Below are 16,684 nucleotides of genomic sequence, written 5' to 3'. Positions count from 1 at the left end.
AAATTTATGGATAAAGAGATAAAACGTGTGGTCGTAAAAGTAGGTACCAACGTATTAACAAATAAAGATAATAGAATTTTAGGTCCAGTTCTTCGAGAATTGGTAAGACAAATTGCTGTCCTATATGAAGAAAACATTATGGTTATCTTGGTTTCATCGGGTTCTGCGATGGCAGGCATGGAAATTTTAGGTGAAACTAACATTAAAGACAAATCCATAAGACGACAAGTCTATTCTGCAGTAGGTCAGCCACGAATGATGAGACACTATTATAGTCTTTTTCACGACTATGGCATGCGATGTGCACAAGTATTAGCAACAAAACGCGATTTTGATATCGGTAAACACCGCGAAAACATGATTAATTGTTATGAAGGTTTACTAGCTGAAGGTGTCATTCCGATCGCTAATGAAGATGATGCTGTATCGCTTACGATGTCTATGTTTTCTGACAATGATGAGTTAGCAAGTTTGGTAGCAGAACTTATTGATGCTGATCGATTAATCATTCTATCGGATACAGACGGCCTTTATGATGGTAACCCGGACGATGATGATTCAAGGATTCTGAATACGGTAATCACCAATCAGAATGTTGAAAAATATGTTCAAGATTCAAATAAAAAAGAAGGAGAAGGTCGAGGTGGTATGGCTTCAAAACTAAAAATTGCGAAAGGCACAGCCAATAAAAATATTCCTACGTATATCGCTAATGGTAAGAAAGCAAATGTAATTGTGGATATCATTAATAATAAAGAAGTGGGGACTAAGTTTATTTGTGCCTAAATAAATTCAATAGTACTAACTAAAACAAGCATGCTAAACGCTTTATCATCTTTATAGTTGACTAATAGCTGATGGCATGCGATAGTTTATAAAATTAAAACACATGAAACTTTTAAATACAGACATAAAAAATAAAGTCTTAAAATCAATGCTTCAGATTTTAGAGCGTGAACGAACCTCTATTATCGAAGCGAATAAAAAAGATTTGAATGCTTTTGAAAAAGAAGACCAAGCGTTATACGATCGTTTAATTGTGAACAATAAAAAGGTAGATGAAATGATTGCTGCTGTAGAAGCTGTGATGCTTCAAGACGATCCTGTTGGAAAAGAAATAACGAACAGAACCTTAAAAAACAATTTAAACATTGTTAATACCACAGCACCTTTCGGTACTATTCTAATTATTTATGAATCACGACCAGATGTTACTATCGAGGCGGCTGTTTTAGCATTTAAAGCGAATAATAAAATATTACTTAAAGGAGGAAAAGAAGCCTTAAATAGTAACCTTATTTTAGAAAAGTGCTGGCATGAAGCCTTAGAAGAAAACGGATTATCTAAAGATTGGATTAAACTTTTACATTTAAAACGTGAGGAAACCCAAGCCTTTCTTAAGAACCCTACAGAACCATTAGATTTAATTGTACCTCGTGGTGGCGAACGTTTAATCAATTTTGTAAAAACAAATGCTACCTGTGCTGTCTTAATAAGCGGACGAGGTAATAACTTTTTATATGTCTCTGAACATGCTGATTGGAGTAAAGCGGTGAACGTTATCATCAATGCAAAAACAGATAAAATCTCTGGATGTAATGCTTTAGACAAAGTTCTAGTTAATAAGAACCTACCACAATATGAAATCAAACTAAAAATGCTTCAAGAAAAATTAGAACAGCATAAGGTTGAAATTATAGTGGATAAAAAAGTATCTCATATTTTATCTGAAAAAGAAACCGTTTCCAATCTAGATATATGGCATGAAGAGTTTTTAGCTTTAAAATTACTTATTGGAGAAGTAGACTCTTTAGATGACGCCATTGAAATGATTAACACGTATTCTGGGAAACACTCCGCCTCAATTATCACAGAAGACAAGACAGAAGCGATGACCTTTATGCACAATGTAGATAGTGCTGCGGTATATCATAATGCTTCAACACGATTTACCGATGGAGGCCAAATGGGAGTTGGTGCTGAATTAGCCATTAGTACAGATAAATTACACCACCGTGGCCCTTTAGGTTTAAACCAATTAGTAACAAATAAATATTATGTTTACGGAGATGGACAGGTTAGAATTTAGAAATTGAACATACCTAAAACAAGCGCTCATTCTAAGTTTTACGCCTAATAATTAGGATTTTACATAAAAAAACCTTATACTATTGGTTATGATTACACAAGACAAAATTAAATACGCGGAAGAATTAAGTACATCAATATCTTATCTTGAAAATTTAGGTTACTCTAATATCAAGGCCGATTTAGAAGGCTATGAAACGCCTAAATCTTATCACAAAAAAGGGAGTGATATCGATGTTACTCCAGACATTGTTGCAGAGAAAGAGGGACGTAAACATATTTTTGATCTCAGTTTAAAATCTGAAAAGCCCCGATTATTAAAATCAAAATGGTTATTTTTAAATACCTTAAGTAAAATTAAATCCTATCGATTTAGACTCATAACAATGAAAGGACATTATAAATTCACCAATGAAACTGTAGATGCGATTAATCTTGATACCGTAAAACTGGTAAAAATTTAAAAGTTTTTTTTATTATTGTGTAACATTTTATTGCTTTCTTACGTATAATAAAAGCAACACGTGTTGTGTTTAAATTACACAAATCTTAAAATTAAATGAGACAACTTAAAATTACCAAGCAGGTTACCAATAGGGAAACCGCATCATTAGATAAATATTTACAAGAAATTGGTAAAGTAGATCTTATTACAGCAGACGAAGAGGTAGAATTAGCTCAACGTATTAAAGCTGGAGATCAACTCGCTTTAGAAAAATTAACTAAAGCTAACTTACGTTTTGTGGTTTCTGTTGCAAAGCAATATCAAAATCAAGGATTAACATTACCAGATTTAATAAATGAAGGAAATTTGGGTTTAATAAAAGCAGCGCAACGTTTTGATGAAACACGTGGTTTTAAATTCATTTCTTATGCTGTTTGGTGGATTAGACAATCTATATTACAAGCATTAGCGGAACAGTCGCGTATTGTACGTTTACCGTTAAACAAGATTGGTTCTATTAATAAAATTAATAAGACTTTTGCCTTTTTAGAGCAAAGCCATGAGCGTCCACCTTCTGCGGAAGAAATCGCTAAAGAATTAGACATGACTATTAACGATGTTAAGGAGTCTATGAAAAATTCTGGTCGTCACGTCAGTATGGATGCTCCTTTAGTAGAAGGTGAGGATTCTAACTTATATGATGTATTACGAAGTGGAGAATCCCCAAATCCGGATAGAGATTTATTACATGAATCTTTACGAACTGAAATTGAACGTGCTTTAGAAACATTAACACCTCGTGAAGCTGATGTTGTACGTTTGTATTTTGGGTTGGGTAATCAGCACCCAATGACTTTAGAAGAGATTGGAGAAACTTTCGAATTAACTCGTGAGCGTGTAAGACAAATTAAAGAAAAAGCTATTAGACGTTTAAAGCACACATCTAGAAGTAAAATATTAAAAACATATTTAGGTTAATTCAGACTGCGCTCAATTACCAAACAACGAAGCATTTAAGCAAATTCTTTGGTCATAGCCTATACTGAAGTAACATATAAAGACACATTTAGGTTAGGATTTCGTATCTTTAACGACCAACCTAATAAAGGTAACAACAGTTACAAACATAACTGTTCGTTTTTTGATTGATGAAAGAACCCACGGCTGATTACCGTGGGTTCACTTTTTTAATATCTTTCGGTTTCTAATTAAAATTGACCAAATTAATCCTCACATTTTAATTACCTTTGCATAAACCTAATAGAACCTCATTTAATGACTTCAAAATTAATTGCCCCCTCAATGTTAGCAGCCGATTTTGGCAACTTGCAACGTGATACTGAAATGGTTAATAATAGTGATGCCGATTGGTTTCATATCGATGTAATGGATGGTCACTTTGTACCAAACATTTCTTATGGAATGCCAGTAATTGCTGCTATAAAAAAGCATGCAACTAAACCATTAGACGTTCACTTGATGATTGAAAAACCAGAACGTTATATTGAAGAATTCGCGAAAGTTGGAGCAGATATTATCACTGTACATTATGAATCTACCGTTCATTTGCATAGAACATTAAGGCAAATTAAAGATGCTGGTTGTAAAGCTGGAATTGTTCTTAATATAACCACACCTCTAACTGTTTTAGAAGACATTTTACCAGAATGTTTTATGGTTTTATTGATGTCTATAAACCCTGGGTTTGGTGGTCAAAAGTTTGAAGACATTACTTATAAGCGTGTTAAAAATCTTCGAAAAATGATAGATGACCAAGGTTTAGATACACGTATTGAAATCGATGGAGGTGTTACTGATAAAAATATCAAAAAGCTAGTGGAAGCTGGTGCTGATACTTTTGTTGCAGGCAGCCACGTTTTTAAAAGTGATAACCCTACAGCGACTATTAAAGCCTTAAAGGATTTAGCTAACTCTTAAGAGAGAAGTGATCCGAATAGCATAACTAAAATACCCAATTGAGCGCAATCACAATACATTCGACATCTATTTTTTAGATTGCGCTCAGATCGGCAACTTTAAATTTTGTAGTGCTCTTTTTTACAAATGTTTTAATACATAATTGATTACATCTGTTGATGTATATTATCCATACACTATCCATACACTATCTATGGAGTATCTACGGAGTATCTATGGAGTATCTATGGAGTATCTATGGAGTATCTATGGAGTATCTATGGATACACTATCATAAGGGTTTTGTAAAAAGGCTTCCTACAAAAAAACTTATACTCGTACTTTTAAACGTAGTTCTCAAACTTTGTTTTGTTGTATCCGTCTACACAAGTAACTTCTAGTATACACTTTTAGATACTCAATTCCCTTCAAGGAATGAACCGCAACTCATTAGTTTATAATTGCTTTAATAAATAATTGATTAAATCTGTAGTTGTTACAATTCCAACTAATCGGCCGTCATCCACTACAGGTAACGCATGAAATTCTTTTTGAGCTAAAATCAAGGCAACGTCTTTTATACTTGCATCTGAAGACACTGTAATCACATTTTTAGCCATTACCTGCTCGATTGTAAACATATTATAGACTAACGTTTCAATCTCCGTTTCGGTTTCATCTACGGCATCTGCAAAGCTAATCCGCAACAAATCTGTATAACTTAACATTCCTATAATAGCCTCATCCTTCACTACAGGAATATGCCGAATTTTATGTCTTTTAAATAAAAGTTCTGCCGTTTCAAGATCATCATCTTTTTTTAGCGTAATGATTTTGGTTGACATAATTGTAGAAACTGATTGGATATTTTTCATGACTTTGTTTTTATAATTCACTACTAAAAGTAAATTATAAAGCCTTGATAAAGTATGATAAATATCACGTCTGTGAAATAGACTAATGTATTTAGAAACTACTCCTTACTACCGTAACCGTAATTGTAACCATAATTGTAACCGTAGCCATAAGAATTCCCTAAACCTACACTATTAATAACATAAGCCATATTCTTTAACTTACCAGACTCCGAAAGATCTTTAGAAAATTTCAAAAGATTCTTCTCCGTATAATTAGCACGGGTTAAATAAATAGTTGCATCTGCTAATTGAGAGATTAACATGGTATCGGTCACCAAAATTGTTGGAGCTGTATCTACAATAATATAATCGTATTCTTCTTTTGCTTCTTCTATCAGTTTTGTAAAACGTCCATTTGTCAGTAGATGCGCTGGATTTGGAGGAATACTTCCCGAAAGGATTATATGGTGATTAGGATGTTTTTCAAAACCACGAATTAAGGCATCTTTCCAATTGTAGTTAATATCATGTAAATAATTGGATAAGCCTGGTTTGTGTTTATCCTGATCAATATGTGTATGAATTTGTGGGTTTCTTAAATCCGCACCTATCAATAATACCTTTTTATTAATACTAGACAACGCTAAAGACAAGTTTAAACTCACATAGGTCTTTCCTTCCCCTTTAATCGTGGATGTACAATAGATTACCTTACCCTTGTTATCGTTCTTTACTGGCAGAATATAGTTAACGTTAGAACTTAATATTCTAAATGCTTCAGATTGGGTAGAATTATCCTCGGGATTACTAAAAATAAGTTGTTCCGATTTCACTTTTGGTAACTCCCCAACAATTGGCACTTTAGAATTCAATTGTATAACATCTTCACGGCTTTTTATTTTAGTATCTAACAGTGCGGAAGCATAGATAACCCCAAATGGCACTATTAAGCCCAAAACGAACGCCATTAAATAGGTGCTTCTAGAGTTCGGTGATATTGGCCCACCACCAGATATGGCATATTCAACAACTTTAATTGAAGGTTCGGTAATTGCCAAGTTAATCGCGGCTTCCTCACGTTTTTGAAGCAAAAACAAATACAAGGTTTGTTTTATCTCACGTTGTCTCGTGATATCCGTTATTTTCTTTTCTTTTCCTGGTAAACTATAGACTTGTGATGCAAACTTCCTATTCTTACGCGTTAATTGTGCTTTAGAGGCTTCCAATTGTTTCCCGTAAGAATCTATAGATGAAAATATATTTGATTTTAAATCTTGTAGTCTATTGTTTAGGAGCACAACATTGGGGTTGTTTTCACCAGCACTGACAATTAAATTATCACGCTCTAAAACAAGGGTATTATAATTATTGACTAAGCCATTAATACTAGAGTTATTAACCCCGATATTAGCCGGAAGTAATTCTGAGTTAGGATTAGGCTTCTCTAATGTTTTCTTAAGTAGATCTGAAAGGATTAATTGATTTTCAGTTTCAAACAACTCCTCGTCAGACAGCGTACGTTGTGAAATTCCTAATTCTGCATCTGATTCTAAAGTAATTAAATTATTCTTTTCCTTATAATCCTTAATACCAAGTTCAATAGAATCTAATTCACGCTCTATCAGATTAAAGCGCTCATCTATAAAATCGATTGTCCTTCTTGAGATATCTTGACGGTCGTTAATACCATCCTCATTAAACACATCTATTAAGGTGTTTAAAATACGCTCGTTCTTAGCTTTACTCTGACTGGTATAACTCAACTGTAGTAAATCACTACCTTTACCTAGCATACTAATAGTAACACCTCCTTTTAAACCTCCAGTAACAGAAGCTATTGGTGCAAATTGAACAATATAGGTTTTTCCTATAAAAGACTTATTATCTGCTGAAGGAGTCCAACTTAATTCAAAGGGTAAATTATGCTTGGTTTTTGTGGTATCAAAATTTGGAAACACTATAGATTTCTCAGTACTCAAAGGAGTCACCTCAAATGCCTGAGGTTTCACCTCTATCCTATAAGATGACCAGCTATAAATACTATCGTTGCTTATTGTTTTAAGAATATTAAACGGCAAATGGTTTATTTCTGTAGTAAGCACATTTCCTTCATCAAAATAACGCATCGTTAAATCTAGGCGATCCACAACATTCTCAATAATGCGATAGGATTTTAGAATTTCTATCTCATTTTCTAAGTTAATGTTTGAACGGTTAAATATAAAGGCCGATGATGGTAATTCTAATCCTTTCGTCTTATTTAAAATCTTAATTTTTGCGCTTGCACTGTACACCTTTGGTGTATATCTCAAATATATAAAAGCCCCTATAAGTGCCACTACACTACCTAAAGCAAACCAATACCAATATCGTAAATATTTACGAATTTCCGTTTTTATAAATTCCCCTTGATCAGCACTTTTTTGGTAATTACTCTCTTCCATCTGACTCATCTTATTTCGTAATTAAGACCACTGAAGTTAATAAAATAGAAACTACAGACAATAATGTCCCTACATTCCCAATAAAACCAGCACTTTTAACTTCAGGGTTATTAGGATTAACAATGATCACATCGTTAGGTTTAATAAAATTATAAGGTCCCTCTAACCAATCCGCGGACGTCAAATCTATATGCGTAATCTGCCTCACCCCTTCTTCATCTCTCATAATCATTACATCCTCACGTTTACCATTAATGGTCAAATCACCAGCATACCCCAAAGCTTGTAATAAGGTTATATTCTGTTCTGTAAAATTAAAAGTACCAGGCTGATTCACTTGCCCTAACACAGTCACTTTAGCATTAATTAATCTAACATCTACTGTAGGATTTCTCAGATGCCCCTCATTCTCTAGTTTCTTTTTAAGGAACTCAGAAAAATTCTGAGTTGTCATATTAGCCACAGACAATATCCCTAAAACAGGAAAATTAATAGTTAAGTTTTCAGACACTAAATAGCCATCAAGCTGCAATAAATCAACACTGACACCACCAGCGCTAGCCGACACCTTATTATAAGGAATTACGGACGCAGGAACTAAGGCACTTACCGTAATACGCAACACATCATTAGGTAAGATTCTTGCATTAGCATAACTAATTTCCTTATTCGTATACTGTTCTGCATCTTGAAGATATAAAATTTCTTTCGGACTGACACAAGAAGAGATTAATATACAGCAGAATAAACTATAAAAGTATTTGGACATTTGTAAGTGTTTAATAAGGTGACAAATATAAGTGCAATAAAGCTATTCACAAAGTAATAACTTTACTACCTAACTAATTAGAAACTCCCATAGATTTATTTTCCTTTTCCCCTCTTATCCAATTAAACACAAAGTATAACGAATATAAAATCGTCCCACTCATAAGGAGTGTTGCTAATTGCCAGTTAATCTCCCAATTTCTGATCAAAAAGGTTATAACAATAAGAATACTATTAGTAATCACAATAATAGCTGTGGTTTGTCTATGAGAAAAACCCAAAATCAAGAAGCGGTGATGTAAATGATTTCTATCTGCTGCAAAGGGACTTTTTTTGTGAATCACTAAACGGATAAAGAAAATACGCAAGGTATCTAACAACGGAAAAAACAAAAAGGCTAGTACTAATATCGGTGACGAATTGTGATAAATCGCATCAGGAGACAATTCTGACCTATTAATAAACCGAACGGCAAATACTGCAATTATAAAGCCTAAGATCATGGAACCAGTGTCTCCCAAAAACATTTTGTTTCGCTTTGAAAAATTCAAATACAAAAAAGGAATTAGCGCGCCAATTACAGAGGCTGCTAAAACCACCATGCTAATATCTTTATAGTTATAAAATACATAAGAAAAAGACACAATAGCCATTAAAGCCAACGTCCCTGCAAGACCATCTATACCATCAATTAAATTAAAGGCATTTATAATTAGTATGTATACAAAGAGTGTAAACAGCACAGACACCCAATAAGGCATAATATTGATATCAAAAATACCTGATAAGCTCACAATACGCGTGTCTGTAAAAAGGATAAGCAATAATGCAGCTAATAATTGACCTGTAAATTTTTTGCGAGGAGACAAAATAAGGATATCATCTTTTAATCCTAAAAAAAACAGTAAGGTCAGCCCCCCCAGAATTAATAATAAGATTTTAGTATCCAATACGGCCCCAATTGTTGTGATTGTCACTGCAATACTGAGAAATATCCCAATACCACCAAGGTTTGGAACACTACCAGAGTGGCTGCTTCGTCCACCTGAAAAAGCCATTAAGTTTTTAGATTTTGCGACATTAATTATAGCAGGATAACTTGTACTAGATACAAAAAATGAAATAAAAATAGCTAGTAAAAAAAGCCAGCCTATGTGATCTTGTGGAATAAAATTCTCGAGTAATTCTTTTACCATTTCGTTTACTTCTACTTTTTTTTGGTAAATATCTGTTAAATATTTTTAACCGATGTAATTTAAGTGTTAGGATATGCAAACAAATCGATTTAAGCACCGAATTGCTTGATTTTACTTACATTTTTTAGTAGAATCGTCCACCAATTACCTGTTTGATTAGCCTTTATTGCTCGGTAATCTTCTTTCGATTTTTGAAAAATATTTTTCAAACTTCTATTACTCGCACCACCAACACGCATCTTAACAATGGTTTTTGATAAATAGAAAAAGTTTAAGTTGGTCTGCTTAAATATACGTAAAATAAAATCATAATCTGCTGCGATTTTAAAATTCACATCAAATATGCCATAGTTATCATACAAACTCTTTTTTAAATACAATGTAGGGTGCGCAGGCATCCACCCTTGTTTAAGCAACTTGGAACTAAATGGTTGACTGATCCAGTTTCTTATAATTTTATCTGTATTTTCTAAAGCTACATAATGTAAATCACCATAAACACCATCTACCCCCTTAGTTTCAAAGGCTTCAACAATTGAGGCTATAATAGTGGCATCTGCTAAAAAATCATCGGAATGTACAAAGCCAATAATCTCTCCTGTTGCTTTTGCTATTCCTTTATTTAAGGCATCATAAATGCCATTATCAGATTCAGAACTTAGTTTTATATGAGGGTGCTTTTCTGCAGCGGCATTCAGTTTACTTAATGTTTCTGCGTTGGAACCCCCATCCACAATGATGTATTCAATATTAGGGTAGGTTTGGTTCAATACAGAATCCATGCAGGTATCAATAGTCTTTTCACTGTTATATACTGCGGTGATTATAGAGACTTTCATTTAGGGCGTGTTAAATTGACGTGTTTTTACTTTTACAGCAGGATTTCCACTATAGATACTATAAGCTTCAAGCTTGGTGGTTGCAACAGAACCCATGCTTAATACGGCATGGCTTTCAAATATCACACCTGGTGCCACACTACATTTTGCTCCGACCCAACTGCCGTCTTTTAAATGAATTGGTGCGATCATTAAGTCGAAACTGGGGGTTTTATAATTATGATTTCCACAAAGTAATAAAGCACCTTGGGATACGCAAACATGGTCTTCTAAGGTTACTTGATCTAGATTATCTATCCAAACCCCTTCTCCTATCCAGCAATGATTTCCTATACCCAGTTTCCACGGGTATTTAATGGTGACTTTAGGTTTAATCACAACACCCTCTCCTATTGTAGCTCCAAACCGTTTCAACCAGAATATCTTTAATCCTGAAGACATATTCCAGCCTCCTTCAAAAAAAATCAAACTTGTCACATACCATAGCATGCGTTTTAATTTAGAGCCTGGCTGATACCAACTATTGTTATATGTCGAAAGATCCGTTTTCACTTATTAAGGACCAATTAAGCTTTATTAGCTTTAATAAGCTCATCAAAATAAGCAATTGTTTTTCCTAATCCTTCTTTAAGATGCACATTTGGTTCCCATCCATTTAACTCTTTTTTTGCCAAATCTATATTAGGCTGACGTTGCATAGGATCGTCTTGAGGTAACGGCAAGTGAATAATTTTAGATTTTGAGTTCGTTAATTCAATAACCTCTTGCGCTAACTCTAGCATCGTAAATTCTACTGGATTCCCAATATTTACAGGCCCTGCAAAACCATCTCTACTGTTCATCATGCGGATCATCCCTTCCACCAAATCATCAACAAATTGAAAGCTTCGTGTTTGTATTCCTTCACCAAAGATGGTGATATCATCGCCTTTTAGGGCTTGCATAATAAAGTTAGACACCACACGTCCATCTTGAGGGTGCATACGCGGTCCGTAGGTATTAAAAATACGTATTATCTTTACATCTACTTGGTTTTGATTGTGGTAATCCATAAACAACGTTTCTGCACAACGCTTTCCTTCATCATAGCAAGAACGCACCCCAATTGGATTCACATTTCCCCAGTAACTTTCTGGTTGTGGGTGAACACTAGGATCTCCATACACTTCGCTCGTTGAAGCTTGCAAAATTTTCGCTCCTACACGTTTTGCTAAACCTAACATATTAATCGCTCCCATAACCGATGTTTTTATCGTCTTTATAGGGTTGTATTGGTAATGTACAGGTGACGCAGGACAGGCTAAGTTATAGATTTCATCGACCTCAATCATATACGGATTAATAATATCATGACGTACCAGCTCAAAATAATGGTGGTCCATTAAATGTTCTATATTACGCTTGGATCCTGTAAAGTAGTTATCTAAACAGATCACTTCGTTACCTTCGTAAAGTAAGCGTTCACATAAATGTGAGCCTACAAAACCAGCTCCTCCAGTGACTAAAATCCTTTTCATGTATTTATTCTTTATTATTCGGGTTCAAAAATAAGGCTTTATTTTGTTCTATGAGCTCCGGGTTTTCAGTAAAATTCTTAGCAAATTTAATTGAAGACTCTGACCACGTATTAAATTCAATCTGATCCATCGCCGCAAATAGCTCAATAGCTTTAATAAATTTATGCTGATCCTCTAAAGGAATATCAAATCCTAAATTGTCTTTTAATAACGCTCTCCATGGTGTTTGATCGGATATAATTACAGGACATCCATTCTGCCAAGATTCCATTATAACATGTCCAAAATTCTCATGCTGCGTTGGTAACAATAAGACATGTTGTTGACTTAACTTCCCAGAAATCTCATGGTGAGGTATGGCCCCTAGATATTTAACCGATATATTTTGAGGGAGCTTATCTATTTTAGATCGGCAGTTCTCCCAATACGCTGCCTCGTCAATTGGACCTATAATACTAAAATTAACTTTGTAAGACGTATTTACATCTGCCAAATAATTTAGTGCATTCAACAAATTCTTTTTAACCGCTATACGCGATAAAAAGAATACATTAACCTCAGCAACTACTTTTAATTTATTAAATGATTTTAATTGTGTTTTTGCTGATAAATTTGGGGCTAATAACACGGTACAACGTTTACCAAAATGTTTTTCTACTTCAAGAGCTTCGCTGTCTGCTGTGACATGCCAAATTACTTTTTTATGAAATTTTAGCGCCTTAAACAGTTTTAAAAAGATTTTTTTCTTGATTGGTTTTATAGCTAAAGCTCCTTTACCAAGCATACCTCGTGGAGCTAAAACCTTTCGTATGGGATCGTTTTTAAAAACTAAAAGTGGTAATAATGTGAATTTTTGAGAGAACAATGAATTAAAATAAACCACGTCAAAGTTTTTATTTAAGAAGACGTCCTTATAATACTTAAACGTTTGATGCACTGGATCGAGGTAGATGATTTTATAATCCCCTTTATTAATCCATGTATTTAATGAGGTTACGGGTAAATCTAAAGGCTCACCCAAGTCCGAATTAGAAGTTGCTATATAATACTCAAAATCATCTTTAGTATGAATAACCAAATTAGCTATAGATTGTATAGGTCCCCCTGCTTTATAAGCTGGTAGAAACCAATCGATACAAATTAAAATTTTTCTTTTCTCTTCACTCATATTCTTACTACTCTTCAAAACTTATATACCAATACTATTAACCGAAATTCATCATATTTGATTTTCCACCTACTTCTTCATAAATATCCGTATAATGTTTAGCTATTGTTTCAACACTAAAACGCTCTACATTTTGCAAACCTCTCTGTACAAGTACGTCTCTTAATTTTTCATCTTCGATAATTTGAAGAATTCCAGCTCTAATAGCTTCTATATCCCAGGGATTAACCAAAAGTGCCGTATCTGCAGCTACTTCTTTCATGGCTCCCAAATTTGAAGTAATCACTGGCCTACCTACAGATTGTGCTTCAATAATTGGCATTCCAAAACCTTCATATGTAGACACAAAACACAATAAATCGCAAGCCTGGTACTCCGTTACAACTTTCTCAATATCTAAATTAAATTTATATGTAATATCAATCTCACACTTTGTTGCAAAATCTTCTTGTTCTTGAGTGGGTTGACCAATTAGAATTACTTCACAATGCACACCTTTTAAACTCTCTAAAACTCTATTTAAATTTTTGTTTGGTTTAGTGCCTAATAATAAAACCCTGGGTTTAATTTGATTAAAATGGTATGCACTAAATTCAAATATTGGATTTACAGGGTTGTGTACTACCTTAATCTTATCCTTAGCAAAAGGAATCATTTTTTCAAGTTCCTTTTTAGTAAATTCTGAAATTACTGTAATTCGATTCACAAATAAGGCTGGTAACCAAAACCAAAATAATTTCATATACATCCGTTTAATAAAAGAGCCTTTTACAATGGATTTTACATCATGAACTGTTAGCACCGATTTTCTTCCGGTCACAATACCCATATACTGAACATCTCCTGTAATATGGTAGATCTTATCATCTCCTTTTTTAAAAGATTTCAAATTTAACCAAAGTGCTTTAGGACTACCCCCTGAAAAATTAAGATTTATTTTTTTAGTTTTTATCCTTAAACCTACAATTTCCTCAAGATGATTAAACAGACCTTCAATACTTCTATATTTAGGATCTGGTTTTCTAAAAATATAACTTATTGTAAAATTCAAACTATTTATTTAATTTATAACTACGACCTAAAAACAAAAATGAGGCATGCTTATTTTTTTCTAATACTTTTGAAACAATTAATGGCAATATAATACTCGACACTAAATATAGGGTTAAGTCATAGCTGTTATATTCAATTAAAATATATTTTATTAAAAGATGTAGATACATTATCAATAAAGACTGTCTACCTATGAACGCTAAAGAACTATTAATAAAATTTATTGATGGAACTGCAATTATTAACACTAAAAGCGCCAAGGTGATACTAACTGGTATTAACAAACTATAAAACAAATTACCATAGCTCTGATACTTCATATCAAAATTGAAAGATTCAACTCCTAAAAAAATAAAAACCAACACTATCAAAGCGATTGAAATTGAAAAGTACCAAAATTGCTTAACCTTACTATTAAAAGCCTGATAATAAATTCTAAGAACAAAACCAATATAAAAATAAACAACCGCCATTAAAGACGTATCAATATTTAAGGGCATGTATATTTTATAATCTTTTACATTTATGAGAAAAGATTCTAAATGGGCCGTGAAAAAGCATATCAGAATACTTAAAAATAGAACTTTTTTGTTTTTTATTTTTAAATATAAAAAAGTAAACAAATAAATAGTAAAAAGTAGAGATGTAATAAACCAAAACACTCCATATTGGTTTATTAGCAATTTGCCTCCAAAAATTAGCTTAAAAAAATATTCGACATTTAATATAGAGTCATCAATAAATAGGAATGTTATGATCAAAAAACTAAATAAAAAAGCGATATAGGGCACCATTAATGCAATTGTCTTTTTTTTAAGAAAAACAAATACCCCTAATGATGCATTTTTAAGATTAAACAAAAACCCACTTATCAAAAAGAATGCTGGCATATGAAACCAATAAATTTGATGAGTATATTTAAAATTTGAATGTCCTAATATTACAAAGATTATAAGAATGCCTTTAAGAATATCAATATCTAAAAACCTATTAATTGATTTCATGTTTATTTCAAGATATTTAATTCCTTATTAGGCATTTCATAATAGTTGCTACGATAGTATCTAAATAGTAACCAAAACAAAAAGGTAACCTTTACTTGCCAATTAATTACTTGACTTAAATTAGAAATAGCTCTAATAATCATTTCGAAATAAACAGGAACAAAAAATAGCATAACAGGTAATAACATACTCTTCCTATTGTATACTTTAACTATCCATCCTATAATCATTCCATACACCATCATAAATAAAAATGCTCCAAATTTCCCGAAATTTGCATACCCTTCGCCTAAAATACCAAGTCCCATAGCTGTGTTATCTCCTAATTGTCTACCCGTATATTTTTCGAAAAGATCTTTACTAAAAGTTGGAGCCTTATTAGGGAATAAAAATCGTGGTAAAAAACTATCTGAAATCGCGGCTAAAATTGTACTACCACGAGCATATGGAACATTAGAAGGAACATGACTATAAACCATACTATATACCCAACCTTGATTGGCCCTTGAATTTAAGTTGTCATATAATTCAGACTCATCTAAGTTAGTTTCATCGAATTGCCCCGTCAGATTGTCAATAAATATCTCAAAAAACAGTGCTATTTTATTCCCTTGATAACCTTCCCATATAATTGATCGATAGTATGGCTTAACTGCTTGTAATACAGATATCAACATCACCGAAGCTAGTAAGAACATTATTATTTTAGCCTTCGAAGGTTTAAAAATATTTGCTAAAAACATAACAATAAAAAATCCCCAAGATAAAAATTCATTAAATACACCAATTATAATTACTCGTAGAAATAATGACCCAAATATTACAAAAAACACAAACCATTTGTACTTGAAATTAGAATACAAAATCATTAATCCACCTACATATAACATTGAAGCTAGTAAGTGATTTACAAACAGTAATGACATTGGAATAATCGGCTTCACTAAAATAGCAACAAAACCAACACTAATAATTATTAATATGAATTTTCTATTTTTACCTATGGACATATGCCTCTCAAGATTTTCCTTACTTATCTTAATAGATTTTGCCACTAACAAAACACCTATTAACAAACCAGCATATAAAAGCACTGTGATTGACATATATGTAGTTTCATCTACCTCCATAGGGTAGAATGTATCCCCATTTAAAAAAGAATAGTAACTAGCAACTATCCATTGATAACCACACAACAAAAGCATTAATTCTAAAATTGGAAGATTATCACCTAACTTACGGATATACAACAAAAAAGAAAACAACGTTAAAGCTAAACCTATAGCTGAAAAAAGATTTACATCATTTGAAACCAAAACTGCAAAAAGCACCATACTTATTACAATATTCCAAGTTTTACTCTTTATTAGATTATTTATTAGTTTCAT

Annotated in this window: 16 protein-coding genes; 5 read left to right on the top strand and 11 right to left on the bottom strand. The window is 32.9% G+C overall.

Going from position 1 to position 16,684, the window contains the following annotated elements; genetic code table 11:
- Nucleotides 1–6: 6 nt before the first annotated feature.
- The 5 genes from proB to rpe all read left to right on the top strand — a co-directional run bounded on the left by proB (nucleotide 7) and on the right by rpe (nucleotide 4,471).
- The gene (proB, locus tag HM984_RS03060) at nucleotides 7–786 is read left to right on the top strand and encodes a glutamate 5-kinase (protein ID WP_115807781.1); all 780 of its coding nucleotides are present in this window, start codon (nucleotides 7–9) and stop codon (nucleotides 784–786) included.
- A gap of 103 nt (nucleotides 787–889) precedes the next feature.
- Nucleotides 890–2,089 carry a glutamate-5-semialdehyde dehydrogenase gene (locus HM984_RS03055; protein ID WP_179348075.1) on the top strand — a complete coding sequence of 400 codons (1,200 nt, stop codon included), beginning with the start codon at nucleotides 890–892 and terminating at the stop codon, nucleotides 2,087–2,089.
- An 88-nt stretch (nucleotides 2,090–2,177) separates the two neighbouring features.
- Nucleotides 2,178–2,552 (top strand): hypothetical protein, encoded by a 375-nt coding sequence (locus HM984_RS03050; protein ID WP_115807783.1) that lies wholly within the window; start codon nucleotides 2,178–2,180, stop codon nucleotides 2,550–2,552.
- 95 nt (nucleotides 2,553–2,647) lie between these two features.
- Nucleotides 2,648–3,511, top strand: coding sequence for a sigma-70 family RNA polymerase sigma factor (locus tag HM984_RS03045; RefSeq protein ID WP_020895716.1), 864 nt, complete (start codon nucleotides 2,648–2,650; stop codon nucleotides 3,509–3,511).
- 297 nt (nucleotides 3,512–3,808) lie between these two features.
- Nucleotides 3,809–4,471: a ribulose-phosphate 3-epimerase gene (rpe, locus tag HM984_RS03040; protein WP_115807784.1), complete on the top strand. Its 663-nt coding sequence runs from the start codon at nucleotides 3,809–3,811 to the stop codon at nucleotides 4,469–4,471.
- 434 nt (nucleotides 4,472–4,905) lie between these two features.
- Here the strand turns inward: rpe and HM984_RS03035 are convergent, their stop codons facing one another.
- From HM984_RS03035 to wzy, 11 genes are all read right to left on the bottom strand, one after another.
- The gene (locus HM984_RS03035) at nucleotides 4,906–5,325 is read right to left on the bottom strand and encodes a CBS domain-containing protein (protein ID WP_179348074.1); all 420 of its coding nucleotides are present in this window, start codon (nucleotides 5,323–5,325) and stop codon (nucleotides 4,906–4,908) included.
- 98 nt (nucleotides 5,326–5,423) lie between these two features.
- Nucleotides 5,424–7,760, bottom strand: coding sequence for a GumC family protein (locus HM984_RS03030; protein WP_179348073.1), 2,337 nt, complete (start codon nucleotides 7,758–7,760; stop codon nucleotides 5,424–5,426).
- Between the two features lies 1 nt (nucleotide 7,761).
- Nucleotides 7,762–8,520 (bottom strand): polysaccharide biosynthesis/export family protein, encoded by a 759-nt coding sequence (locus HM984_RS03025; protein ID WP_179348072.1) that lies wholly within the window; start codon nucleotides 8,518–8,520, stop codon nucleotides 7,762–7,764.
- A gap of 73 nt (nucleotides 8,521–8,593) precedes the next feature.
- Nucleotides 8,594–9,715 (bottom strand): glycosyltransferase family 4 protein, encoded by a 1,122-nt coding sequence (locus HM984_RS03020; RefSeq protein ID WP_179348071.1) that lies wholly within the window; start codon nucleotides 9,713–9,715, stop codon nucleotides 8,594–8,596.
- Nucleotides 9,716–9,804: 89 nt separating this feature from the next.
- The gene (locus HM984_RS03015) at nucleotides 9,805–10,554 is read right to left on the bottom strand and encodes a glycosyltransferase family 2 protein (RefSeq protein WP_179348070.1); all 750 of its coding nucleotides are present in this window, start codon (nucleotides 10,552–10,554) and stop codon (nucleotides 9,805–9,807) included.
- Nucleotides 10,555–11,106: a WcaF family extracellular polysaccharide biosynthesis acetyltransferase gene (locus HM984_RS03010; protein WP_179348069.1), complete on the bottom strand. Its 552-nt coding sequence runs from the start codon at nucleotides 11,104–11,106 to the stop codon at nucleotides 10,555–10,557.
- A gap of 14 nt (nucleotides 11,107–11,120) precedes the next feature.
- A complete protein-coding gene (locus tag HM984_RS03005) occupies nucleotides 11,121–12,071 on the bottom strand; it encodes a UDP-glucuronic acid decarboxylase family protein (protein WP_179348068.1) in 951 nt (316 codons plus the stop codon).
- Between the two features lie 4 nt (nucleotides 12,072–12,075).
- Nucleotides 12,076–13,239: a glycosyltransferase gene (locus HM984_RS03000; protein WP_179348067.1), complete on the bottom strand. Its 1,164-nt coding sequence runs from the start codon at nucleotides 13,237–13,239 to the stop codon at nucleotides 12,076–12,078.
- 37 nt (nucleotides 13,240–13,276) lie between these two features.
- Nucleotides 13,277–14,290, bottom strand: coding sequence for a glycosyltransferase family 4 protein (locus HM984_RS02995; protein ID WP_179348066.1), 1,014 nt, complete (start codon nucleotides 14,288–14,290; stop codon nucleotides 13,277–13,279).
- 1 nt (nucleotide 14,291) lies between these two features.
- Nucleotides 14,292–15,296 carry an acyltransferase family protein gene (locus tag HM984_RS02990; RefSeq protein WP_179348065.1) on the bottom strand — a complete coding sequence of 335 codons (1,005 nt, stop codon included), beginning with the start codon at nucleotides 15,294–15,296 and terminating at the stop codon, nucleotides 14,292–14,294.
- Between the two features lie 2 nt (nucleotides 15,297–15,298).
- On the bottom strand, nucleotides 15,299–16,684 hold the full coding sequence (gene wzy / locus HM984_RS02985; RefSeq protein WP_179348064.1) for an O-antigen polysaccharide polymerase Wzy: 1,386 nt from the start codon (nucleotides 16,682–16,684) through the stop codon (nucleotides 15,299–15,301).

The sequence above is a fragment of the Winogradskyella pacifica genome, from assembly GCF_013403915.1.
Lineage (GTDB): Bacteria > Bacteroidota > Bacteroidia > Flavobacteriales > Flavobacteriaceae > Winogradskyella > Winogradskyella pacifica.
Note: the sequence above shows the minus strand (reverse complement) of the source record. Positions and strands in the feature narration are given on the sequence as shown.